The sequence below is a fragment of the Actinomyces viscosus genome (genome assembly GCF_900637975.1).
Classification (GTDB): Bacteria; Actinomycetota; Actinomycetes; order Actinomycetales; family Actinomycetaceae; genus Actinomyces; species Actinomyces viscosus.
Genome location: NZ_LR134477.1, coordinates 142,311 through 162,927 on the forward strand (window position 1 = coordinate 142,311; position 20,617 = coordinate 162,927).

Annotated in this window: 24 protein-coding genes and 1 riboswitch; of the genes, 6 read left to right on the forward strand and 18 right to left on the reverse strand. The window is 69.6% G+C overall.

All coding sequences use genetic code 11. The features are described 5' to 3' along the window. Positions 1-54: 54 nt before the first annotated feature. From EL340_RS00670 to rpmB, 12 genes are all read right to left on the reverse strand, one after another. Positions 55-870, reverse strand: coding sequence for an urease accessory protein UreD (locus EL340_RS00670; protein WP_126412992.1), 816 nt, complete (start codon positions 868-870; stop codon positions 55-57). Continuing rightward, positions 867-1,544 carry an urease accessory protein UreG gene (ureG, locus tag EL340_RS00675; protein ID WP_197722329.1) on the reverse strand — a complete coding sequence of 226 codons (678 nt, stop codon included), beginning with the start codon at positions 1,542-1,544 and terminating at the stop codon, positions 867-869. Before ureG ends, EL340_RS00670 begins: the two co-directional genes overlap by 4 nt. A 34-nt stretch (positions 1,545-1,578) precedes the next feature. Next, complete coding sequence (locus EL340_RS00680) at positions 1,579-2,322, reverse strand: urease accessory protein UreF (protein ID WP_126412993.1); 744 nt, start codon at positions 2,320-2,322, stop codon at positions 1,579-1,581. After that, entirely contained in the window at positions 2,303-2,794 is a 492-nt protein-coding gene (gene ureE / locus EL340_RS00685; protein ID WP_075406708.1) for an urease accessory protein UreE, read from the reverse strand. The genes EL340_RS00680 and ureE overlap by 20 nt, the downstream gene beginning before the upstream one ends. A gap of 20 nt (positions 2,795-2,814) precedes the next feature. After that, the gene (ureC, locus tag EL340_RS00690; protein WP_126412994.1) at positions 2,815-4,527 is read right to left on the reverse strand and encodes an urease subunit alpha; all 1,713 of its coding nucleotides are present in this window, start codon (positions 4,525-4,527) and stop codon (positions 2,815-2,817) included. A gap of 17 nt (positions 4,528-4,544) precedes the next feature. Further along, positions 4,545-4,856: an urease subunit beta gene (locus EL340_RS00695; RefSeq protein ID WP_003781975.1), complete on the reverse strand. Its 312-nt coding sequence runs from the start codon at positions 4,854-4,856 to the stop codon at positions 4,545-4,547. Then, positions 4,853-5,167, reverse strand: coding sequence for an urease subunit gamma (locus EL340_RS00700; protein ID WP_003782040.1), 315 nt, complete (start codon positions 5,165-5,167; stop codon positions 4,853-4,855). The genes EL340_RS00695 and EL340_RS00700 overlap by 4 nt, the downstream gene beginning before the upstream one ends. Positions 5,168-5,454: 287 nt before the next feature. After that, positions 5,455-5,577, reverse strand: coding sequence for a type B 50S ribosomal protein L36 (ykgO, locus tag EL340_RS00705; protein ID WP_003782012.1), 123 nt, complete (start codon positions 5,575-5,577; stop codon positions 5,455-5,457). Between the two features lie 77 nt (positions 5,578-5,654). Next, the gene (locus EL340_RS00710; protein WP_003782049.1) at positions 5,655-5,906 is read right to left on the reverse strand and encodes a type B 50S ribosomal protein L31; all 252 of its coding nucleotides are present in this window, start codon (positions 5,904-5,906) and stop codon (positions 5,655-5,657) included. 48 nt (positions 5,907-5,954) lie between these two features. Next, complete coding sequence (gene rpsN, locus EL340_RS00715; RefSeq protein ID WP_126412995.1) at positions 5,955-6,260, reverse strand: 30S ribosomal protein S14; 306 nt, start codon at positions 6,258-6,260, stop codon at positions 5,955-5,957. Next, positions 6,260-6,436: a 50S ribosomal protein L33 gene (rpmG, locus tag EL340_RS00720; protein WP_003782014.1), complete on the reverse strand. Its 177-nt coding sequence runs from the start codon at positions 6,434-6,436 to the stop codon at positions 6,260-6,262. The genes rpsN and rpmG overlap by 1 nt, the downstream gene beginning before the upstream one ends. Next, the gene (rpmB, locus tag EL340_RS00725) at positions 6,433-6,672 is read right to left on the reverse strand and encodes a 50S ribosomal protein L28 (protein WP_164719323.1); all 240 of its coding nucleotides are present in this window, start codon (positions 6,670-6,672) and stop codon (positions 6,433-6,435) included. Before rpmB ends, rpmG begins: the two co-directional genes overlap by 4 nt. A gap of 55 nt (positions 6,673-6,727) precedes the next feature. Here rpmB and EL340_RS00730 point away from each other — a divergent pair, with 55 nt between their 5' ends. The 4 genes from EL340_RS00730 to EL340_RS00745 all read left to right on the forward strand — a co-directional run bounded on the left by EL340_RS00730 (position 6,728) and on the right by EL340_RS00745 (position 12,122). Continuing rightward, positions 6,728-7,981, forward strand: coding sequence for a GTP-binding protein (locus EL340_RS00730; RefSeq protein WP_126412997.1), 1,254 nt, complete (start codon positions 6,728-6,730; stop codon positions 7,979-7,981). A gap of 58 nt (positions 7,982-8,039) precedes the next feature. Then, positions 8,040-8,125, forward strand: a riboswitch (ZMP/ZTP riboswitch). Between the two features lie 65 nt (positions 8,126-8,190). Continuing rightward, positions 8,191-9,501, forward strand: coding sequence for a serine hydroxymethyltransferase (gene glyA / locus EL340_RS00735; protein WP_021607082.1), 1,311 nt, complete (start codon positions 8,191-8,193; stop codon positions 9,499-9,501). Next, positions 9,498-10,394 carry a bifunctional methylenetetrahydrofolate dehydrogenase/methenyltetrahydrofolate cyclohydrolase gene (locus EL340_RS00740; protein WP_126412998.1) on the forward strand — a complete coding sequence of 299 codons (897 nt, stop codon included), beginning with the start codon at positions 9,498-9,500 and terminating at the stop codon, positions 10,392-10,394. The genes glyA and EL340_RS00740 overlap by 4 nt, the downstream gene beginning before the upstream one ends. A gap of 42 nt (positions 10,395-10,436) precedes the next feature. After that, positions 10,437-12,122, forward strand: a complete 1,686-nt coding sequence (locus EL340_RS00745; protein WP_126412999.1) for a glycoside hydrolase family 32 protein — start codon at positions 10,437-10,439, stop codon at positions 12,120-12,122. A gap of 142 nt (positions 12,123-12,264) precedes the next feature. Here EL340_RS00745 and EL340_RS00750 read toward each other — a convergent pair whose 3' ends face one another. Further along, positions 12,265-14,133 (reverse strand): glycoside hydrolase family 68 protein, encoded by a 1,869-nt coding sequence (locus EL340_RS00750; RefSeq protein WP_126413000.1) that lies wholly within the window; start codon positions 14,131-14,133, stop codon positions 12,265-12,267. A 335-nt stretch (positions 14,134-14,468) separates the two neighbouring features. Between EL340_RS00750 and EL340_RS00755 the strand changes: the two genes are divergently transcribed. Continuing rightward, positions 14,469-15,683: a choice-of-anchor L domain-containing protein gene (locus EL340_RS00755; protein WP_126413001.1), complete on the forward strand. Its 1,215-nt coding sequence runs from the start codon at positions 14,469-14,471 to the stop codon at positions 15,681-15,683. 117 nt (positions 15,684-15,800) lie between these two features. On the opposite strand, the gene EL340_RS00760 is transcribed toward EL340_RS00755, so the two are convergent. Further along, positions 15,801-16,028, reverse strand: a complete 228-nt coding sequence (locus EL340_RS00760; protein WP_126413002.1) for a hypothetical protein — start codon at positions 16,026-16,028, stop codon at positions 15,801-15,803. A gap of 12 nt (positions 16,029-16,040) precedes the next feature. Beyond that, a complete protein-coding gene (gene yccX / locus EL340_RS00765; protein ID WP_126413003.1) occupies positions 16,041-16,337 on the reverse strand; it encodes an acylphosphatase in 297 nt (98 codons plus the stop codon). Between the two features lie 46 nt (positions 16,338-16,383). On the opposite strand from yccX, the gene EL340_RS00770 reads away from it, so the two are divergent. Further along, the gene (locus EL340_RS00770; RefSeq protein ID WP_126413004.1) at positions 16,384-17,217 is read left to right on the forward strand and encodes an exodeoxyribonuclease III; all 834 of its coding nucleotides are present in this window, start codon (positions 16,384-16,386) and stop codon (positions 17,215-17,217) included. 66 nt (positions 17,218-17,283) lie between these two features. Here the strand turns inward: EL340_RS00770 and EL340_RS00775 are convergent, their stop codons facing one another. The 3 genes from EL340_RS00775 to EL340_RS00785 are packed head-to-tail and all read right to left on the reverse strand — an operon-like array spanning position 17,284 to position 20,551. Continuing rightward, positions 17,284-18,702, reverse strand: a complete 1,419-nt coding sequence (locus EL340_RS00775; RefSeq protein WP_126413005.1) for an ABC transporter permease — start codon at positions 18,700-18,702, stop codon at positions 17,284-17,286. Continuing rightward, positions 18,699-19,487: an ABC transporter ATP-binding protein gene (locus EL340_RS00780; protein WP_126413006.1), complete on the reverse strand. Its 789-nt coding sequence runs from the start codon at positions 19,485-19,487 to the stop codon at positions 18,699-18,701. The genes EL340_RS00775 and EL340_RS00780 overlap by 4 nt, the downstream gene beginning before the upstream one ends. Then, the gene (locus tag EL340_RS00785; RefSeq protein WP_126413007.1) at positions 19,484-20,551 is read right to left on the reverse strand and encodes a permuted SH3 domain-containing protein; all 1,068 of its coding nucleotides are present in this window, start codon (positions 20,549-20,551) and stop codon (positions 19,484-19,486) included. Before EL340_RS00785 ends, EL340_RS00780 begins: the two co-directional genes overlap by 4 nt. Positions 20,552-20,617 lie beyond the last annotated feature (66 nt).

Genomic DNA, 20,617 nt, shown 5'->3' on the forward strand with positions numbered 1-20,617 from the left:
TCCGATCGATAGAGACATCGGGAGGTGCCCGCCGCCCAGGCGAGCGGGCTGTTGCTAGTACTTGCGCAGGTTGAGCCTCGGCGCGCCGAACCACCGGCCGCGCAGAAGCTCGCTGATGTCGAGCATGAGAGCGGTCAGACGGGTCGTGTCATCGCCCAGCGCCCGGGCGATGAAGCCGGGTCCCTGCACCCGCGTCACTGCGCCGCGCACGTCGTCGACCTCCAGCATCTGGGCCACCTCATTGACCAGGGCGGCATCGACCCGGGCGTCGAGCGCCGTGAAGGAGGCCAGGTGGCTGTGCCCCTCCAGGCCTCCCAGACCCGCCAGCCCGGCCTCACCGGGGACCAGGCGCAGGTTGTCGACGACGGCGTACCGGCCACCGACACGGATGTCAGTGCGCATCCGCAGGCAGTCGTAGCCGAAGGCCGAACCGTCCGGGGCCCATCCGGGGGTGAGGACCTCCAGGGACATGAAGGTCGCCGTCGGGTCCATCTCAACCAGGGTGGTCTGCCGGTAGGAGGACTCCCGGTAGGCGATGACCTGGTCGGGAACGAGCTCCAGCACGGCCCGGGGCCCCAGGCTCACCCGGGTGTCCTGGCGGACCGGGCAGGTGGGGGTGCGGTAGATCTTCGTGGCCGCCTGGGTCGTCAGCACCGCCGAGGCCCCCTGGAGGACCTCGACCTCGGTGAGATAGGAGTCGCCGTCCAGGTACCCGCCTCCGGGATTGACCACGTAGTAGGTCACCTGCCCGGTCTCATCGAGGTACAGCGGGCGGAAAACCCTCAGTGCTCCCCGGTGGTACTGGTCGACGGCGATACTCCGGTCCCCGCCCCGGGCGATCCGCAGGTGCAGCTCGCCGGTGGTGCTCACGGCTCCAGGTCCGTCATGAGCACGTCGTGGTGGATCCACTCGATGACCTGCTCCAGGCCCTCATCGGTCTTGAGATTGGTGAAGCAGAAGGGCTTGTCACCCCGGAACACCTTGGAGTCGGCCTCCATGACCGCCAGGTCGGCGCCGACGTGAGGGGCCAGGTCCGTCTTGTTGATGACGAACAGGTCGGACTTAATCATCCCCTGACCGGCCTTGCGGGGAATCTTCTCGCCCTGGGCGACGTCGATGACGTAGATGGAGAAGTCGACCAGCTCGGGGGAGAAGGTGGCCGAGAGGTTGTCGCCTCCCGACTCCACGAACACCACCTCCAGGTCGGGGTGGCGCTCCACCAGCTCGGCGATCGCCGCCTCGTTCATGGAGGTGTCCTCACGGATGGCCGTGTGCGGGCAGCCCCCGGTCTCCAGCCCGATGATGCGGTCCACCGGCAGGACCCCCTGAGCGGCGAGGATCTTGGCGTCCTCGATCGTGTAGATGTCATTGGTGACGGCGGCCATGGAGACCTCCCGGCTCATGGCCCGGGTGATGCGCTCGATGAGCTGGGTCTTGCCCGCCCCCACCGGACCACCCACTCCGATACGGACCGGGCCGGGGTGGGAGCGGGGCGCCGGCTGCCCGGGCGCATCCGCGTGCTCCTGGCTGGTTGCTGCTGACATGAGAATCTCCTCAATAGCTCTTCAGGAAGGTTTTTCAGGACATGAACATGCGGGCGCGCTGGCGCTCGTGCCGCATCTGGCTGATCTCGATCCCGGGTGCGGCGGCCCCCAGATCCGTCTCGTCGAGGTCCCCGATCCGCCTGACCGCGGCGCGGACGTCGTCGCGCACCGAGGCGATGGCGCGCTGACCGGCGTCCTGCCCCAGGGGGATGGCTCGTACGGCGTTCTGCGTCAGTGAGATGACGCTGGACTGGAGGTAGGCCATCGTGACCGCCGCCGGCGGCGCCGCCAGCGCGTAGCCGGCGATCGCCAGCACGATGGCGGGGTGGGTGCGGCAGCCTTCCGTGTCCACGAGTGCCGCGTAGCGGCTCAGCAGCCTGTCGCCGTCGGTGCCTTCCAGGGCCAGGCGGGAGATGGTGAGCAGACGCCGCCCCATCGTCACCCCGGCCCGGCGCACCTGGATCGGCACCGCCTGAGCCACGAGGAGCTCGTCGAGGTGCGCGATCGCCTCCCAGTCGTCCGCCACCACTGCCTCGAAGGCCAGCCGCAGCCCCAGCCCCTCGGAGAAGGTCAGCTGGGTGGACACGAGCGCGCGCAGCCAGGACACGAAGGAGGCCTCGTCGTCGACGACACCCTCGCAGATGTAGGTCTCCAGCCCGAAGGAGTGGGAGAAGGCACCCGTGGGCAGCGCGGAGTCGCACAGCTGGGCCAGCGGCAGCTGCCAGCACGCGGGCTCTCCCCACTCCGGGGCGCAGGGGTCAGTGGGTGTGCTCGGCATGGCGGAAGGGGACGGGCATGGACCGCTCCATCCGCGCGTGACGCACCCCCAGGTGCTCCAGGTAGTGCTCGGCGGTGTGGTCGTACTGGATGACCATGACGCCGTCATGCCCCTCAAGCCCCGGGAAGGGCTCAGCGGGTCCGAAGAACTGGGCAGGCAGGTGCCGGTTGCCCAGGTTGTGGGCGACGACTCCCATCTCGCGCACCGTGGCGGGCGCGATGACCAGGACGTCGGTGGGCTCCAGGCGCACGACGACGATTCCGCGCTCGTTGCGAAGCAGAATGTCTCCCTCGCGCAGGTCCGGCGCGCCCGGCGCGAGCCGGATACCGAGTTCGGTGCCGTGGTCCGAGCGCACTCGTTGGATGCGTTTCGTGAGGTCGGCCAGGGGGAGGACCACGCTCTCAACGTGCACGTCCTCCAGGTCCTCGCCGGGCAGGTCGTGGATATTGCCTGAGATGGACTCGATAATCATGAAGGCTCCAGGATGAGTGGTCAGAAGAGGAAGTAGCGCTGGGCCATGGCGAGGACCTCGGCGGGCTCGCAGGTGACCTTCTCGCCGTCGACGGTGACCTCGTAGGTCTCGGGATCGACGGTGAGCGCCGGAGTGGCGTCGTTGAAGGCCATGTCCACCTTCGTCAGCCGCCTGACCCCGCGGGCCGGACAGACCTTCTTGCGCAGCCCCAGGCTCTGGGGCACTCCCGCATCGATGGCCGCCTGGGACATGAAGGTGATCGAGTTCGACGCCGGTGCCGCTCCGTGGCCGCCGAACATGGTGCGCATGAGCGTGGGCTCGGGGGTGGGGATCGAGGCGTTGGCGTCGCCCATGACCGCGGAGGCGATCTGACCCCCCTTGAGGATCAGAGACGGCTTGACCCCGAAGAAGGCGGGATCCCACAGCACCAGGTCGGCCCACTTGCCCACCTCCACGCTGCCCACGACCTCGGCGATCCCGTTGGCTCGGGCCGGGTTGATCGTGTACTTCGACACGTAGCGCTTGATGCGCAGGTTGTCGCCGTCCTCCGGGTCCCCGGCGAGCTTGCCGCGCGCCTTCTTCATCTGGTCGGCCACCTGCCAGGTGCGGATGATGACCTCACCGACGCGCCCCATGGCCTGGGAGTCCGACGACGTCATCGAGAACACGCCCAGGTCGTGCAGAACGTCCTCGGCCGCGATCGTCTCCGGGCGGATGCGCGAGTCCGCGAAGGCGACGTCCTCCGGGATGGCGGGGTTGAGGTGGTGGCACACCATGAGCATGTCGAGGTGCTCCTCAGCGGTGTTGCGCGTGAAGGGCAGCGTCGGGTTGGTCGAGGACGGCAGGATGTTGGGGTCCTGCGCCAGGGTGATGATGTCGGGGGCGTGGCCACCGCCGGCGCCCTCGGTGTGGAAGGTATGGATGACCCGTCCGCCGATCGCGCGGCGGGTGTCCTCGACGAAACCGCACTCGTTGAGCGTGTCAGTGTGGATGGCGACCTGCACGTCGAACTCGTCGGCGACCTTGAGCGCCTCGTCGATAACGGCGTGCGTGGCACCCCAGTCCTCGTGGATCTTGAAGCCGACCGCACCGGCGCGCAGCTGCTCGGCCAGAGGCTCCCGGGCCGAGGCGTGGCCCTTGCCCAGCAGGCCGATATTCATGGGGAAGTCCTCGACCGCCTGGAGCATACGGGCCAGGTTCCACGCCCCGGGAGTGATCGTGGTGGCGTTGGTGCCGTCGGCGGGTCCTGTCCCTCCTCCGATCATGGTGGTCACGCCCGAGGCCAGGGCGGTGGCGACCTGGGTGGGGGAGATGAAGTGAATATGGGAGTCGATGCCTCCGGCCGTCAGGATGCGGTGCTCGCCGGCGATCACCTCCGTGGAGGTGCCGATGACGATATCGACGTCGTCCATGATGTCCGGGTTGCCCGCGGCGCCGATAGCGCTGATGACGCCGTCGCGGATGGCGACGTCGGCCTTGTAGACCCCGGTGTGGTCGATGATGATCGCGTTGGTGATGACGGTGTCGGGGATGTCCTCGTCTCGCGTGCGCTGGCCGTTGTGGCCCATGCCGTCGCGGATGACCTTGCCGCCTCCGAAGACGGCCTCGTCGCCACGGTGGGTCAGGTCCCGCTCGATCTGGGCGAAGAGGCCGGTATCGGCCAGGCGGACGGCGTCCCCAGTGGTGGGGCCGTACAGAGCGGCGTGCTCCCGACGGCTGAGTTCCTTGCTCATGATGTGCTCCTGTGCTCTCAGCCCTGGACGGGGCCGTTCGTCTCGCCTGCCAGCCCGAAGACCCTTCGTGCTCCCGCCAGCGCCACCAGGTGGACTGGTCTGGAGTCGCCCGGCTCGAAGCGAACGGCGGTTCCGGCCGGAATGTCGAGGCGGAAACCGCGAGCGGCCTGTCGGTCGAAGGACAGTGCGGAGTTGACCTCGGCGAAGTGGAAGTGCGAACCGACCTGAATGGGACGGTCCCCGGTGTTGAGGACGTCGAGGGTGAGGGTGGGGCGACCCTCGTTGATGGTGATGGTGCCGCTCGCGAGCCGGTACTCTCCCGGGATCATGGCAGCCTCCTGCGAATCGGGTCGTGGACGGAGACGAGCTTGGTTCCGTCGGGGAAGGTCGCCTCCACCTGGACCGCGCGGATCATCTCCGGGACTCCCTCCATGACGTCGTCGTAGGTCAGCAGGGTGGTCCCGTAGGCCATGAGATCCGTGACTGTGCGCCCCTCTCGAGCTCCTTCGAGGATCTCAGCGGTGATGTACGCGACTGCCTCGGGGTGGTTGAGCCGGATCCCTCTGTCCTTGCGTCTTCGTGCCAGGTCTGCGGCGACGACGATGAGTAGCTTCTCCTGCTCACGCGGGGTGAGGTGCATCGGGACTCTCCCAGAGACGGTTCGGAGCGGGCGCATAAGCGCGAGCTTGTCCGCGTGTGACGGACGCTTATAGGCAACGCCTTACGTGTTACGTGAATATTTCCGGTTAGTTGGCGGTGAGGTTCACAGGTGCTTCCGCCTCATCGGTTTCCCGCGTCGTTGCAGGGTGAGGCTGATTGTGATTGAAGTGCCGCCATTCTTCGGCGACTGGGGTCGATGCTGAGGAAAGGAAGGGGCGGGATGCGCGTTGTCGCGCATCCCGCCCCTTGCGGAGGTGGACCTGGCCGTCAGCCCTGACGGGCCTTGAGACGGGGGTTCTTCTTATTGATGACGTAGGTGTGACCGCGGCGTCGGACCACCTTGGACCCCGGCTGCTTGGCCAGGGACCGGATCGAGGCGCGAACCTTCATGGGTGGTTCCTCTCCTTCCTTCTGTGTTGCGAGTGGACGTGGGGCACTGCGGCGGTGGGGCCGCCGTGCCTGCGGGGCTAGCGCGTGCGCTTGCCGTAGCGACGCTCGAACTTCTCCACCCGGCCGGCCGTGTCCAGGATCTTGCCCTGGCCGGTCCAGAACGGGTGCGAGGCGCTGGAGACCTCGACGTCGTAGACTGGGTAGGTGTTGCCATCCTCCCACTCGATGGTCTCCGACGACGTCAGGGTCGAGCGGGTCAGGAAGGCGAAGTCAGCGGACTTGTCGCGAAAGACGATGGGCTGGTAGCTGGGGTGGATCCCAGGGCGCATGGAAGCTCCTTGAACTGTGCGTGAGTGGTTGGGCGGCGGGCGGGATGGCTACCAGGAGGACTTGACGATGCCCGGAAGCTCACCGCGCAGCGCCATCTCGCGGAAACGCACCCGGGAGGTCCCGGTGACGCGCAGGTGTCCGCGCGGGCGCCCGTCCACCGCGTCGCGCCGCCGCAGGCGGGTGGGGGAGGCGTCCCGGGGCAGCGCGTGCAGCGCCGCCATCGCCTCATCGCGCTCGGCCTGGCTCAGGTGAGGGTTGACCGAGGCGCGCTTGAGCTCGGCCCGGCGCTCGGCGTAGCGCGCCACCACGTCCTGGCGCCTCAGCTCGGCGGCGATCTTGGACTTCTTGGCCATCAGCGCGACTCCTTGTACTCCACGTGCCGGCGCACCACCGGATCGAACTTGCGCAGCACCAGCCGGTCGGGGGTGTTGCGGCGGTTCTTGCGGGTGACGTACGTGTGGCCCGTCCCCGCGGTGGAGACCATCTTGATGATCGGCCGCAGGTCCTTGCCGCCCTTGGCTCCGCTCATGACAGCTTCTCCCCGCGGGCGAGCATCTGGGCCACGACGACGTCGATGCCCAGCTTGTCGATCGTGCGGATGCCCTTGGCGGACACCGTCAGGCGCACGGTGCGTCCCAGTGACGGCACCCAGTAGCGCTTGCGCTGCAGATTGGGGTTCCGGCGCCGGGGAGTGCGCTGGTGCGAGTGGGAGACGGACCGGCCGAAGACCGGCCGGGCTCCCGTGACTTGGCAGTAGGTGGTCATGACGAGCATGATATAATAATGATTCTCAATCTCGTCAACTCTGCTGGAGGACCACGTGATCGATCCCTCGGATGACCTCGCCGCCGACCTCTTCGACCGCCCCGACGACCAGACCGAAGCCGACCACCGGCACGCCCTGGCCGTCATCGGCGCCGTCGACCCCGCCCTGCTGGACCTGGTCGACCTCTCCCTGGCCGGCCAGGGCGCCGTCGTCATCCGCGCCGGTCTCCACTTCGGCGACGACGGCGATGAGGACGACGGTAACGACGGCGGTGACGACGGCGGTGACGACGACTTCGTCCGCCTCGTCAGCCACAGCTCGGCCGACGGATTCGACGACGACCCGGTCCGTCTCGACGTCCCCATGCCTCTGACCTGCCCCACCTGCTCCCTGCGCGAGGTGCTGGTTGCCGTCGCCGAGGACCGGGCGGCCCAGGACCCGGGCGGCACCACCGTCATCCTCCTGCCGGCGGCCATCGAGCTCGCCCACCTCCTGCCTCATCTGGCCGAGGACCTGACCGGCACCGAAGTGAGACTGGCCGGGGCCGCCCACGTCCTGGACGCCACCACCGCCTGCGACGAGCTCCTCGAGCACCGCCTGCTGACGGCCTTCCCCGGTGACTGCCGCTGCGCCGGCGCCGTCCACCTGGCCAACCTCGGCTACGCCGACGTCGTCCTGGCCCTGGGGCGCGACGAGGACCCCGCCGGGGCCGACCTCATCGAGCACCTGCGCCCCCACGACGCGCTGCTGCTCCCCGGCCTCGACGCGCCCCTCCTGGAGGCCCTCACCGGTCTCACGCACGACGTCCGCGCCTCCCTGAGCCGCATCCACCCGGCCACCACCAGCGCCTGGGGCGGCCCCGACGACCACGGCGTGTGGACCCTCGACCTCAGCGCCGCCCTGCCCTTCCACCCCGGACGTCTGCGGGCCCTCGTCGTCGACCTCGCCGGCCAGGGCCTGTGCGCCCGCGGCTGCTTCTGGCTGCCCAGCCGCCCCGGCCGGGTCTGCACCTGGGAGGTCGTCGGAGGCGCCCTCAGCGTCGGCGACGCCGGAACCTGGGCGGAGGTCCCGACCGGTCCGTCAGGCGACGTCGTCGGCGTCGGTGGCGGGATCGACGGCGGTGCCTCGGGCGAGCCCCGCTGTCACCTCGTGGTCACCGGCGTCGGGGACGAGGACATGCGCGAGCAGGTGCGGCGCGCCTTCGCCCGCATCCTCCTGCGCCCCGAGGAGATGGCCCAGGCCCTGGCCTGGATCGGCGCCGACGACGGTCTGAGCGACTGGTTCGGCCAGGGGAGCCCGGAGAGCTGACCGTTCGGTCCCGAGGCGGGAGACTCGTGTGACGCGGCCCCGGCCCGGCGCGATAGGCTATGCCCGTCGCGACTGGCGCCGGGTGGATCACCACCGGGGAGCGGCACGAACACGACTCCGGGGTCGCCCGCCTGGGCCACGGATCGCCCACCAGTGCGCGCACCTGAGCCGGCTACGTCGCAGCGTGCGCCCCACACCTGAGGAGAGACATGACCGCGCAAGCCGTCACCCCGTCCCTGAACCAGCCGCTGGCCGAGCTCGACCCCGATATCGCAGAGGTCCTCACCGGAGAGCTCGCCCGCCAGCGCGAGACCCTGGAGATGATCGCCTCGGAGAACTTCGTTCCCCGGGCCGTCCTGGAGTGCCAGGGCTCGGTCCTGACCAACAAGTACGCCGAGGGCTACCCCGGACGCCGCTACTACGGCGGCTGCGAGGTCGTCGACGTCGCCGAGTCCCTGGCCATCGAGCGCGCCAAGGCCGTCTTCGACGCCGAGTGGGCCAACGTCCAGCCCCACTCCGGTGCCCAGGCCAACGCCGCCGTCCTCCACGCCCTGGCCACCCCCGGTGACACCCTCCTGGGCCTGTCCCTGGCCCACGGCGGCCACCTCACCCACGGCATGAAGATCAACTTCTCCGGCAAGAACTACAACGCCACCGCCTACGGCGTGGACGAGACCACCATGCGCATCGAGATGGACCAGGTGCGCGAGGCCGCCCTGCGCGAGCGCCCCACGGTCATCATCGCCGGCTGGTCCGCCTACCCCCGCCACCTCGACTTCGCGGCCTTCCGCGCCATCGCCGACGAGGTCGGTGCCGCCCTGTGGGTGGACATGGCCCACTTCGCCGGGCTCGTGGCCGCGGGCCTGCACCCCAACCCCGTCCCGCACGCCGACGTCGTGTCCACCACCGTCCACAAGACCCTGGGCGGACCCCGCTCGGGCATGCTGCTGTCCAGCCGCGCCGAGCAGTGGGGCAAGAAGCTCAACTCCGCCGTCTTCCCCGGCCAGCAGGGCGGTCCCCTCATGCACGTCATCGCCGCCAAGGCCGTGGCCATGAAGATCGCCGGCACCGAGGAGTTCCGTGAGCGCCAGGAGCGCACCGTGCGCGGCGCCGCCATCATCGCCGAGCGCCTCGGGGCCGACGACGTGCGCGCGGCCGGCGTCAGCCTCGTCACCGGCGGCACCGACGTCCACCTGGTGCTGGTCGACCTGCGCGACTCCTCCCTGGACGGCCAGCAGGCCGAGGACCTCCTCCACACCGCAGGCATCACGGTCAACCGCAACGCCGTCCCCTTCGACCCGCGCCCCCCGCGCGTGACCTCCGGCCTGCGCATCGGCACCCCCGCCCTGGCCACCCGCGGCTTCGGTGACGCCGAGTTCACCGAGGTCGCCGACATCATCGCCGCCACCCTCATCCACGGCGCCGCCGGCACCGCCGACGACGAGACCCTGGCGGCCCTGCGCGGTCGCGTGCGCGCCCTGACCGACGCCTTCCCCCTCTACCCGGGGCTGGCCCAGTGAGGGCCCCCTGGGGAGGACCCGCCCGGGTCCTGGACGGCAAGGCCACGGCCGCCGCTCTCAAGGCCGAGCTCGCCGGCCGGGTGGCGGCGCTGCGCGAGCGCGGCGTCGTCCCCGGCCTGGGCACCGTCCTGGTGGGGGAGGACCCCGGCAGCGTCAAGTACGTGGCCGGCAAGCACTCCGACTGCGCCGAGGTCGGCATCGTCTCCATCCGTGAGGACCTGCCGGCCACCGCCACCCAGGCCGAGGTGGCCGCCGCCGTCGACCGCCTCAACGCCGACCCCGCCTGCACCGGCTACATCGTCCAGCTCCCGCTGCCGGCCGGCATTGACACCAACGCCATCCTGGAGCGCGTCGACCCGGCCAAGGACGCCGACGGCCTGCACCCCACCAACCTGGGGCGCCTGGTGCTGCGGGCCTCGGGGCCCATCGACTCACCCCTGCCCTGCACGCCGCGCGGCTGCATCGAGCTCATGGAGCGCCACGGCATCGACCTGGCCGGTCGCAACGTGTGCGTCGTCGGCCGCGGAGTCACGGTGGGCCGCTCCATCGGCCTGCTCCTGGGCCGCAAGGACGTCAACGCCACCGTCGACATCTGCCACACCGGCACCACGGACCTGGCCGACCACGTGCGCCGGGCCGATGTCGTCATCTCGGCGGCCGGCAGCCCCGGCATCATCACCGCGGAGATGGTGGCCCCCGGGGCGATCGTCCTGGACGTGGGCGTCTCGCGCGTCGTCGACCCCGCCACCGGTAAGGGCCGCATCGCCGGTGACGTCGCCGACGGCGTCGACGAGGTCGCCTCCTGGCTCTCACCCAACCCCGGCGGCGTGGGCCCCATGACCCGGGCCCTGCTGCTGGCCAACGTGGTCGAGACCGCGGAGCGCTCGCTCTGAGGCGTGTCGCCGCTCGCCTGACCGGCCGATAACCTTGAGGCCATGACGGACGAGTCCCACGGCGCCAGCCCCTCCCAGCCCCACCAGCGCAGTCACTCGGCTGAGTCGGCCGACTCCCCGCAGTCCGAGCCGACTCAGCCGGGTGCGTCCCCTGACGAGCCCGGCCGGTCCGGCCTGCGGCGTCGGACCCTGCTGCTGGGCGCGGCCGGCGCTGGTGCCCTCGTCGTGGGGGGAGCGATCCTGGTGCGCTGCTCGTCGGGGCGCAGAAGCACTCCGAGCCCCACCTCCACGGACTCGGAGGCCTCGGCCGCCTACCGCCCCGCCTACCACTACAGCCCAGCCAGGGGGAACCTCGCCGACCCCAACGGCCTGGTCCTCTACGAGGGCGAGTACCACCTCTTCCACCAGCAGGACGGCACCTGGGGCCACGCCGTCAGCACGGACATGGTGCACTGGAAGCGCATGGGCACGGCCCTGGAGCACGACTCGCAGGGCCTGGCCATGTCCGGCAGCTGCGTCGTCGACGGCGCCGACACCTCCGGCCTGGTCAAGGGCGGCGGCATGGTGGCCGTCTACACCTCCACCGAGGACGGTGAGGCCCAGTCCCTGGCCTACTCCACCGACCGGGGCCGCTCCTGGGAGCGCTTCTCCGGCAACCCCGTCATCCCCAACGACGGGCGCAAGGACTTCCGCGACCCCAAGGTCTTCTGGCACGAGGACTCCAAGGCCTGGGTCATGATCGTCTCGGCCGGTGACCACGTCTCCCTGTACCGCTCCACCGACCTGAAGACCTGGAGCCATGCCAGCGACTTCGGCCAGGACATCGGCTCGCACGCCGCCGTGTGGGAGTGCCCCGACCTCTTCCCCCTGACCGACACCAGCGATGGCAGGACCCGCTGGGTCATGACCCTCTCGGTGGGCGCCAACGAGGAGACGGCCGGCTCCACCGCCCAGTACTTCATCGGCGACTTCGACGGATCCGTCTTCTTCCCCGAGGACCGCGAGACCCGTTTCACCGACGCCGGCCAGGACTTCTACGCCGCCCAGAGCTTCGAGCACATCGAGGGCCGCCGCGTGTGGATGGCCTGGCTGGGCAACTGGAACTACCCCTACTCGCTTCCCACCGGGGACTGGCACGGTGAGATGAGCATCCCGCGCGAGCTGTCCCTGACCACTGCCGACGGTAAGCGCACCCTCGTCCAGAAGCCCGTCCCCGAGCTCGACGCGCTGCGCGGCAAGGCGACCGACCTCGGCGGCCTCGCCGCCACAGGCAGCACCGGCTCCGCGGTGACGGACCTGGGCAAGGGCCGCACGGTCGAGATCGACCTGACCCTGGACGTCTCCAAGGCCTCCGAGGCCTGGCTGGGCCTGGCCCGAGGGGAGGTCGACGGCGCTCTCCAGGAGGTGCGCGTCGGCGTCAACGTCTCGGCCGGCACCTTCTACCTGGACCGCACCAACGGCGGGCTGAAGCAGATCGACGGCAAGGACGAGGGCACCACCACCGACTTCGCCCTGCGCCGCGAGGTCGCCTACCACCCCACCGGCTCGACGGTGCGCCTGCACCTCTACCTCGACCGCTCCAGCCTCGAGGTCTTCGTCGACGACGGCGCCACGGTCGGCAGCCTCCTGGTCTTCACCGACCCCGGCTGCCAGGAGATCGTCCTGGGCGCCACGGGCACGGCCACGATCACCTCGGGCAGCCTCACCCCGCTGTCGGCCGCCGTGTAGGTGCGCAGCCGCGCTGATGCGCGCAGCAGAGGCAGACCCGACGACGGGTGGGGGCCGCCGGAACCAGTGTTCCGACGGCCCCCACCATCATCTGGGCGGCGTTCTCGGGTCGCTCTGAGCAGTGGCGCCCGGTCCGCCTGGCCTACCTCAGGCGCTGCGGGCGGGTGTCACCGCCGTTGGTACGGGCCCGGTCCGAGGGGACGTCCCCGAACCCTCCCAGACCGTTGGTCCCGTAGGTACGGTCCACCGAGGTGGTGTCCCCGGAGATGTTGATCTTCACCGTCGGAGCCAGTGATCCTCCGCGCACCGGGTTGTTGTCATGGTTGCCGCCGATGGAGTCGATGAACGACGTCACCAGGCCGCCCGGCATCACGTAGTGCGAGTACGACTGGAAGGTGTACGGGCTCTGGTTCCAGTCGGGCGAGTACGGCTTGCCCGGGTTGAAGTTGAGGTTGATCGGGTTGCCCAGCGCGATACCGGTGCCCTGGTTGAGCGGCTTGTAGTCCGATCGCAGCCCGTCGCCCACGAACCCGTAGACGCCCTCGGGGCCCTGGAGGCCGTCGGCGTAGGTCTCCCGGTGCGAGATCGTGAACAGGTAGTACTTGCCGTCCTGGAAGTAGATCTGAGGCCGCTCGGTCTGGTCGTTGACACAGTTACCACTCAGCAGCGGCGGCAGGTACTCCCACTCGGTCATCGCCTTGTTCTTGGCCCGGGCCAGACCCACGTTGGCCAGCTGGTAGTAGGCGCCGCGCTGGTTGACCGACTCGACCGTCTCGGCCTTGGGATCGCCCTTCTCGTAGCCCAGGTCCTCCTCGGTGCAGGTGGCCAGGGTGGTGTTCTGGCCGGCCTTGGCCGCGGCGTCGACGTACTGCTGCTCACGCACGTAGGCCGAGTTGCCCTCGAAGACCATGTACTCGGTGGGGTCGGAGGGGGCGTTCTGGTCGCGGAAGGTGAAGGGGTCGCGGAAGTTCACGCCCGGGTTCTGCTCGCGGGTCTGGTAGTACTTGCCGTCCGGCACGAGCAGCTGGTGCTGGGTGCGGAAACCGGTGAGCCACACACCGTTCTCGTCGGCGTAGATGCGTCCCTCGGACTGCACGATCCGCGGGTCGTAGGGCTTGGAGGTGCCGTTGTTGTTGTCGGCCTGGCCTCCGCCGTCACCGCTGCCGCCGGTGGTGGTGTTGTAGAAGGCCACCGAGGTGTAGAACATGCGGATCTTGTTGCCCTCCATGAGGCGGGCCGATCCGGACCACTCGGTCTGGGCCGTGAAGCTCTGGTCCTCGAAGATCGAGCCGGAGGCGCCGTCGGGGAAGACGTGGCCGCCGTAGATCCAGCCGCCGTTGGAGCTGTTCGCGCCGTCGGCCGACGAGGTCTGCGTGCCCGCCTTGCGGTAGAAGAAGCCCAGGCGCGCGTGGGTGTGACGGTCGTCGAAGGTGTAGCCGGCGTGCCGGTCGGCCACCAGGGAGAAGGCGATCTCCCAGCCGTTGTAGGAGATCTGGTGGGCGGCGTCATCGGTCAGCGTCCAGGTGTCCCACACCCACACGTCGTCACTCGTGGCCGGGAAGCCGTTGGAGATCTCCGGCATCGTGGTCTGCTCGGGCATCGAGTTGGTGCCCGACGCCGCGTTGGGGTCGGAGACCCGCTGGATCTGCATCGCGTCGGCGCGGGTCCACTTGGCGGTGTAGTCCTCCTCGACCCCGTGGGCCGCACCGGTGTGCTTGGTGGCGTTGGCCCAGCCGGGGTTGTCGGCCTTGAATCCGTTCGCGTCCTGGGCGGCGGCGCCCTGATCGGCGGCGGCGTTCTGGTCGGCCTGACCCGCCTGCCCCTGATCGGCAGCGGCGGCGTTCTGGTCGGCGCCCGCCTCGGGGGAGGCCTCGGCGGAGGCGCTGGCTTCGGGGGAGGGGGTCTCGTCTGCCAGCGCGGTGGTTCCGGTCCCGGCCACCAGGAGTCCGAGCGCCAGCGCCGCGGCCAGTCGTCTGCGACGAGCGCGGAACGAAGTGTGTGTCACGGTCATTGTCCGTACTGTCCTTACTCATGAGGGATAAGGGTGTCAGTGCGCCGTGAGCCGATATTCTTGATCTCCCACTCCCTACCTTAGGGGAACTCGAAGTTCGGGGCACAGGCCTTTGGGCCGTCCATTCAATTCCGTGGACCTCCTACGAAAGACGCATACCCCGCACTTCCAGGGATTATTGAGGTTTCAGGCGTTGCCGGTGATATACCCCACATGACTCCCGGTTACTGGCCGGTTAGTCTTGAATACGTTCTCCGTGAGCTGCCTGGTCTCCCGAGCCTGTCGGTTCAGGTGGTCGCCCGATGCCGGGCGGCCCCGTGTCTAACGGAGATCCTGTGAGTATCCTTCCCATCCGTCTGCGACGGTTAACCGCACCAACAACCGCTTTTCTGGCTGCGCTCGCCCTCGGTGCCGCCGGTACGGCGGTGGCCGCCCCGACGTCGAACACCGCGGGGCAGTCCACCACCTCCCTGCGTGACGCCTCCACGGTGAGCCCCCAGTCCCTGGCCCAGATGATCGCCGGTCCGAACGCGACCGTGACCAACGCGTCCGTCTCCGGTAAGGACGTCCAGGTCGGCACCGTCAAGGGCCTGCCGGGCGACGGCAACGCCATCACCGAGGGCGTCGCCCTGTCCACCGGCTCGCTCATCGACCCCGACCCCACCGCCGACTCCGACGTCGACTTCACCCGCTCCGCGGTCCTGGGCCCCAACGACGCCCTCGACACCACCGGTGACTTCGGGGCCGTCGAGGACCCGGCGGGCCTGGGCCAGGTGGCCGGCACCGACGTCTACGACGAAGCCGTCCTGGAGTTCGACGTGACCGCCACCAGCTCCAACGTCGTCCTCTACTACAGCCTCGGCTCCGAGGAGTACGCCGGCGCCACCGAGGGCACTCCGGCCTCCTGGCAGTCCCGCGGCTACAAGGACCCGCTGAGCATCCAGGTCAACGGCACCGAGTGCGCCTACGTGCCCGGCACCCAGACCGCAGTGAGCGCCTCCACGATCAATGAGTCCTCGAACGCCGACTACTACACCGCCAACGTCTCGGGTCACACGCCCGGCCAGATCCCGGTGGAGTTCAACGGCTACACCTCGGCCCTTCCCTGCCAGGCCGCGGTGACTTCGGGGCAGACGGTGCACGTGCGCGTGGCCATCGCCGACGCCCAGGACGGCCAGCTCGACTCCACCGTCCTGCTGCGCACCCAGGGGCTGGGCTTCACCGACAAGCAGATCACTGAGCCCTGCACCGCCAAGGCCGGCACCTGCGACATCCCCGGGTCCGGCAACGGCTCGAACGGGTCCAACGGCTCCAACGGGTCGAACGGGGCCGGCAACGGCTCGACCACTCCTCCTGGCCAGGGCAAGCCGGGCGTCACCGACTACAGCGCCGCCTCGCCCACCGCGGGAACGAAGAGCGCAGTGGCCGGTCTGCCCCTGACCGGAACCCAGGCCCTCTTCCTGGGGGTTGTCGCCCTGCTGCTTCTGGCCGGCGGTGGCGTGGCGCTCATGATGCGTCGCCGTCGCCTGGCCGGCTCCGAGGCCGACTGAGTCCCCGGCACCGACAGTCTGGGTCGCGTCCCATCGCGCCCGCACGCCTGACGGGGCGAGTGAAGCTCTCTTCACTCGCCCCGTCAGTGCTTGTCGGTGTCAGCTGCTGGTGGTGGCTCAGTCGTCCCGGTCCTGCTTGGAGGCGTGGCGCAGTGCCGCCTCCCTGGCCAGCATGGCGCAGCCCAGGACGCACAACGGCATTGAGGCCAGCCACAGGACGGTGGCGAAGCGGGCCAGAATCGATGTCTGAGCCAGAACGGGGAAGATCGCGGCGATGACGACGACGATCAGCCACAAGCAGATTCGGCGCCGGCTACGGGACTCTGAATCGTCCTCGGCGGTCATGGCCTGCTCCTCTCATCCGGCGATCTCGAACCGACGGTTCTCCAGGCGACCGGCGCGCAGGTCGGTGACAGTTACCGACCTCACCGAGGCCCACCGTGGTCCCTGTCTCAGCCACGATATCAGCCGGGCCACCGCGTCGGGCTCACCCTGGGCCAGGACCTCGACGTCGCCGTCGGGCAGGTTGCGGACCTGGCCCACCACGCCCAGCTCCTGGGCGGTGTAGGCGCAGTGGTAGCGGAAGCCCACCCCCTGGACGGTGCCGTGGACCAGCACGTGAACGGTTCTCACCTTCGTTCCGGCGTCGTTCATGGCCCTATCGTCTCAGGCCCGGGGCCGACCGCGTAGTCTTGCCGCCATGCGTATCGCCACCGTCAACGTCAACGGCATTCGTGCCGCAGCCCGCAAAGGCATGGGGGAGTGGCTCACCGCCTCCGCCCCCGACGTCCTTCTGCTCCAGGAGGTCCGCGCCGACGAGCAGATCGCTGCCGACCTCCTGCCCGGCTACGAGGCCGCCATCTGGCCCTGCCGCATCAAGGGGCGCGCCGGCGTGGGCATCGCCGTGCGCGACGGCGGCCCCGCCGCTCTCGGCGAGCTGCGCTACGGTGTGGCCGCGCCCGGTACCGAGGAGCCCGACGTCGACTCCGGCCGCTGGCTCGAGGCCGACCTGACGCTCACCGGCCTCGACGGCGTCGAGCGGCTCACCGTCGTCTCCGCCTACCTCCACTCCGGTCAGCTCGGCACCGAGAAGATGGACCAGAAGTACGCCCACCTCGAGCTCGTCGACGCCCGCATGGCCGACCTCCTGGCCGCCAGCCGCGACGGCGGGCCCCAGGTCCTCATGGCCGGGGACCTCAACGTGGTGCGCTCCGAGCGCGACATCAAGAACTGGAAGCCCAACCACAACAAGATCGCCGGTGTCATGGACGAGGAGATCGCCCACCTGGAGGGCTGGTTCTCCACCGGCTGGGTGGACGCCTCGCGTCACCTCGTGGGGCCCGAGGAGCAGGGGCCCTACACGTGGTGGTCCCAGCGCGGCAAGGCATTCGACAACAATGCCGGCTGGAGGATCGACTACCAGGTCATCACCCCCGACCTGGCCGAGCGTGCCCGCAGCGTGGCGGTGGACCGCGCCCCCGACTACGCCTCGCGCTGGTCCGATCATGCTCCACTCGTCATCGAGTACAGCTGACCAGCACTGATCTCTGACAGACGGCGGGGGCCGGGAGCCTGAGCGCTCCCGGCCCCCGCCGGTCCGTCAGTAGCGGATCGCGTCGATCGGCCGGATGCGGGTGGCCACGATCGCCGGGATGATGCCCGCCAGGGCGCCCACGGCCGTGGCGGCGATGAGGCCGATGACGGCTGCCATCATGGGGAAGGGCGGGGTCGTGGTCACCGGGATGCCCAGGAAGGCGCTCAGCGGCATGATGCGCATCCCCACGATCGCGATCCCGATGCCGACGACGCCGGCGACCACCGTGGCCACCACCGACTCCAGCATGATGGAGAAGAAGATGCGCCGGCTCGTGGCCCCGAAGGATCGTCGCACCCCGATCTCGTGGATGCGCTGGCGCACCGTCACCAGGGAGATGTTGACCAGGCTCAGGGCGCCCAGCAGCATGACGAAGACGCCGGCGGCCGTGACCACCTTGGTGAAGGTGTCCGCGCTGGAGTTCAGGTTACTGCCCTGGAGGTTGTCCGAGGTCTGGGTCGAGCCCTGGCCGAAGCGGGCGTCCAGGTCCTTCTTGGCCAGGTTCGCCACCTCCTTGGCGCCGCTCTTGCCGGCCCAGACCTCCAGCGTGGGGGAGGGCCGATCGGCGTCCTTGGGCAGCCAGCTCTCGTAGGGGGTGTTGAGGGCGAAGGCGCTGACGGGCTGGGTGCACGGCAGGTCCTTGTCCTGCTCGGGGTCACCGGTGCAGCCGAGGAGGGAGAGGTTCTCCGGCTCCAGCACGCCGACGATCGTGAAGGACGTCTGCACGGGGGAGAAGGAGGTGATGGTGACCGGTCCCGTGAACTGCTTGATCCCCATCTGGTCGAGGAAGCCCTGGGTGACCACCAGGCTCGGGGAGAGGTCGTCCTCGTCCTGCGCGGTGAACCAGCGGCCCTGGGCCACGGTCTTGTGGTGCAGGAGCCCGTAGCTCAGGCTCACGGTCTGGGTGGAGACGGACCGGGCCCCGTCGGGGAAGGAGAAGCGGACGTTGGAGGTGTAGGTCGTTGCCCAGGAGGCGACGTCGTAGCGCTCGACGAAGCTGCTCATCGCCCCCGAGATCCTCGCGGAGGTGGCTGCGCTGGTCGTGGTGCTCGTCCCCTGGCCGCCGGTGCCGCCCGTCGAGCCTCCCGAGGAGCCCGACCCCGCTGAGCCCCCGCTGCCGCTTGCACCGCTGCCGGCGCTCGCGTCCGCGCTCGCCTCGGGGGCGTCGTCGGCCTGGACCGCCTGGCTCAGGCCCTTGCCGGTGGGGTTGACGTTGATCGTCACCGTGCCCTGCCGGCCGGTGTACTTCTCACCCACCTTGTTGATGGCGCTGACGGAGACCTGGCCCAGGGCGATGACGAAGGTCATGGCGGCCACCGCCGCCGCCACGCCCACCAGGGACAGCAGAACCCGCAGCTTGCCGATGCGCAGCTGGGCCCAGGCCTCGACGATGGCACCGAAGAATCCGGTGAGAATGCCGTTCATGAGGCTCCTTGGTGGCTGGTGGGGACGGTCGGGCTGGGGGAGGACTGAGGCGCGACGACCTCACCGAACTCCTCCAGGCTGCCGATCTGTCGGCGCGTGACAGAGATCGGGGTGAGCGTGCCGTGGTCGAGCCGGTACTGGGTGTGGGCGCGGCCGGCCACGGCCAGGTCGTGGGTGATGATGATGAGGGCGGCGCCGTTCTCGGCGCACTGGCGCTCCAGGAGCGTCATGACCGAGTTGCCGGTGTCGACGTCGAGGGCGCCGGTGGGCTCGTCGGCCAGGATGACGCTGGGCCGGCGGGACAGGGCCCGTGCGATGGCCACCCGCTGCTGCTCGCCGCCCGACAGGCGCCCGACGGGCGAGCCGACCCGGTCTCCCAGGCCCACGGCCTCCAGCAGCTCGGCGGCCCGCGCGCTGCGGGTCCAGAAGGCCCTGCCGGTGTCGTACAGGAGCGGGGCGGCCACGTTCTCGGTGGTGCTCAGTCCCGGAATGAGGTTGAAGGACTGGAAGACGAAGCCGAAGGTCCGGCCCCGCAGGTGGGCGCGGCGGCTCTCCCCGAGCCGGGAGGTGTCGGTCCCGGAGAGCGTGTAGTGGCCCGACGTCGGCCTGTCGATGAGCCCCAAGATGTTGAGCAGCGTGGACTTACCCGTTCCCGAGCGCCCCACGATGGCCACGTGCTCGCCGGGGGAGACGCTCAGGTCGACGCCGGTGAGGATCTCCAGCGGGTCGGAGTCGGGGACGGTGAAGGTGCGGGTGATCTCCCGCAGCTCCAGCAGGGCGCTCACAGGATTTCCTTGCCGTTGGCGTCGTAGCAGGCGGAGTTGTCCGACTCGCAGGTGTCCGGAGTCCCGGTGCGGCGCGTGTCCTTGTTGGGGACGAACTGGAGGATCTTCTGGTCCGCCTTGAGCCCGGCGGTCACCTGGATGTTCGTGCCGTCCGTGATTCCCAGGGTCACGGCGGTCCTGACCGCCTGGGAGGTGTCCCCGGACTCGGGGACCAGCCACACGAAGCCCGAGCCGACCTTGCCCTCCACGGCGGTGACCGGCACCAACAGGGTGTCGGAGGCGCTGCCGGCGTCGACGCTGATGGTGGCGGGCATGCCGGCGAAGACCTTCTGGTCGCCGGGCACCGAGCAGCGCATCTCCACGCTGGTGCCGTCCCCGGAGGTGGTCGTCGTCGAGCCGTCCCCACCGGTGGTCGTGGAGGTGGGGGACTTGGTGCCGACCTTGAGGTTGTTGCACTGGAAGGGGGCCGGGCCGCCCTCGAGCGTCAGAGTCGCTGCGGTGGGGGCGTTGGTCAGCCGGTACTGCTGGGAGGCGCTGACGGTGCCGGTGGCCGAGTACGTCGAGGGGGCGATCGTGGCCACGACGACGCCGACGCCGGTCTCCTGCTGCCTGATGACCTTGGGGGTCACGGTGCCGCTGACGGGCGCGTAGATCGTGGACCAGGTGACCTTGTCCGCCACCGGTGTCTGGGTGACGTTGCCGTCCTCGTCGGTCCGGGTCACCGGGCTCTGAGGCTCGGAGTGCTTGATGTAGAGCAGCGGCTCGCCGGCGTTGACCTGGGTGTCCTTCTCCACGGCGACCGAGTCCACCACTCCGGCCAGGTCGGCCTGGACGTCGACCGCGGCGTCCTGGACGATACGGCCCTTGACCTCGACCGTGTTGGAGATGTTGCCGGTGGTGACGGCGACGGTCTTGACGTTGGCGGCGTAGCCGGGGGAGATGTCGGCGGTCGCGCTGTCGTTCTGCGAGGGGAAGAAGGCGATCTTCACCAGGGCGACGGCGACGATCACCGCGATGAGGGTCTTGAGGGCGGGCCAGACGAAGCGCTTCACAGCGTCCTCCATGATGACAACGGAATCGGAGCCGGGTGGGGAGCCCGGGATCCGGATTAATACGGTCAGAGATTACGG

Excerpts from the sequence above, each read along its gene's own strand:
- ureG (WP_197722329.1), bottom strand. The coding sequence starts at position 1,544 with ATGTCAGCAGCAACCAGCCAGGAGCACGCGGATGCGCCCGGGCAGCCG.
- EL340_RS00680 (WP_126412993.1), bottom strand. The coding sequence starts at position 2,322 with ATGCCGAGCACACCCACTGACCCCTGCGCCCCGGAGTGGGGAGAGCCC.
- ureE (WP_075406708.1), bottom strand. The coding sequence starts at position 2,794 with ATGATTATCGAGTCCATCTCAGGCAATATCCACGACCTGCCCGGCGAG.
- ureC (WP_126412994.1), bottom strand. The coding sequence starts at position 4,527 with ATGAGCAAGGAACTCAGCCGTCGGGAGCACGCCGCTCTGTACGGCCCC.
- EL340_RS00695 (WP_003781975.1), bottom strand. The coding sequence starts at position 4,856 with ATGATCCCGGGAGAGTACCGGCTCGCGAGCGGCACCATCACCATCAAC.
- EL340_RS00700 (WP_003782040.1), bottom strand. The coding sequence starts at position 5,167 with ATGCACCTCACCCCGCGTGAGCAGGAGAAGCTACTCATCGTCGTCGCC.
- ykgO (WP_003782012.1), bottom strand. The coding sequence starts at position 5,577 with ATGAAGGTTCGCGCCTCGATCCGGTCCCTGGCCAAGCAGCCGGGGTCC.
- EL340_RS00710 (WP_003782049.1), bottom strand. The coding sequence starts at position 5,906 with ATGCGCCCTGGGATCCACCCCAGCTACCAGCCCATCGTCTTTCGCGAC.
- rpsN (WP_126412995.1), bottom strand. The coding sequence starts at position 6,260 with ATGGCCAAGAAGTCCAAGATCGCCGCCGAGCTGAGGCGCCAGGACGTG.
- rpmG (WP_003782014.1), bottom strand. The coding sequence starts at position 6,436 with ATGAGCGGAGCCAAGGGCGGCAAGGACCTGCGGCCGATCATCAAGATG.
- rpmB (WP_164719323.1), bottom strand. The coding sequence starts at position 6,672 with ATGACCACCTACTGCCAAGTCACGGGAGCCCGGCCGGTCTTCGGCCGG.
- glyA (WP_021607082.1), top strand. The coding sequence starts at position 8,191 with ATGACCGCGCAAGCCGTCACCCCGTCCCTGAACCAGCCGCTGGCCGAG.
- EL340_RS00745 (WP_126412999.1), top strand. The coding sequence starts at position 10,437 with ATGACGGACGAGTCCCACGGCGCCAGCCCCTCCCAGCCCCACCAGCGC.
- EL340_RS00750 (WP_126413000.1), bottom strand. The coding sequence starts at position 14,133 with ATGACCGTGACACACACTTCGTTCCGCGCTCGTCGCAGACGACTGGCC.
- EL340_RS00760 (WP_126413002.1), bottom strand. The coding sequence starts at position 16,028 with ATGACCGCCGAGGACGATTCAGAGTCCCGTAGCCGGCGCCGAATCTGC.
- yccX (WP_126413003.1), bottom strand. The coding sequence starts at position 16,337 with ATGAACGACGCCGGAACGAAGGTGAGAACCGTTCACGTGCTGGTCCAC.
- EL340_RS00770 (WP_126413004.1), top strand. The coding sequence starts at position 16,384 with ATGCGTATCGCCACCGTCAACGTCAACGGCATTCGTGCCGCAGCCCGC.
- EL340_RS00775 (WP_126413005.1), bottom strand. The coding sequence starts at position 18,702 with ATGAACGGCATTCTCACCGGATTCTTCGGTGCCATCGTCGAGGCCTGG.
- EL340_RS00785 (WP_126413007.1), bottom strand. The coding sequence starts at position 20,551 with ATGGAGGACGCTGTGAAGCGCTTCGTCTGGCCCGCCCTCAAGACCCTC.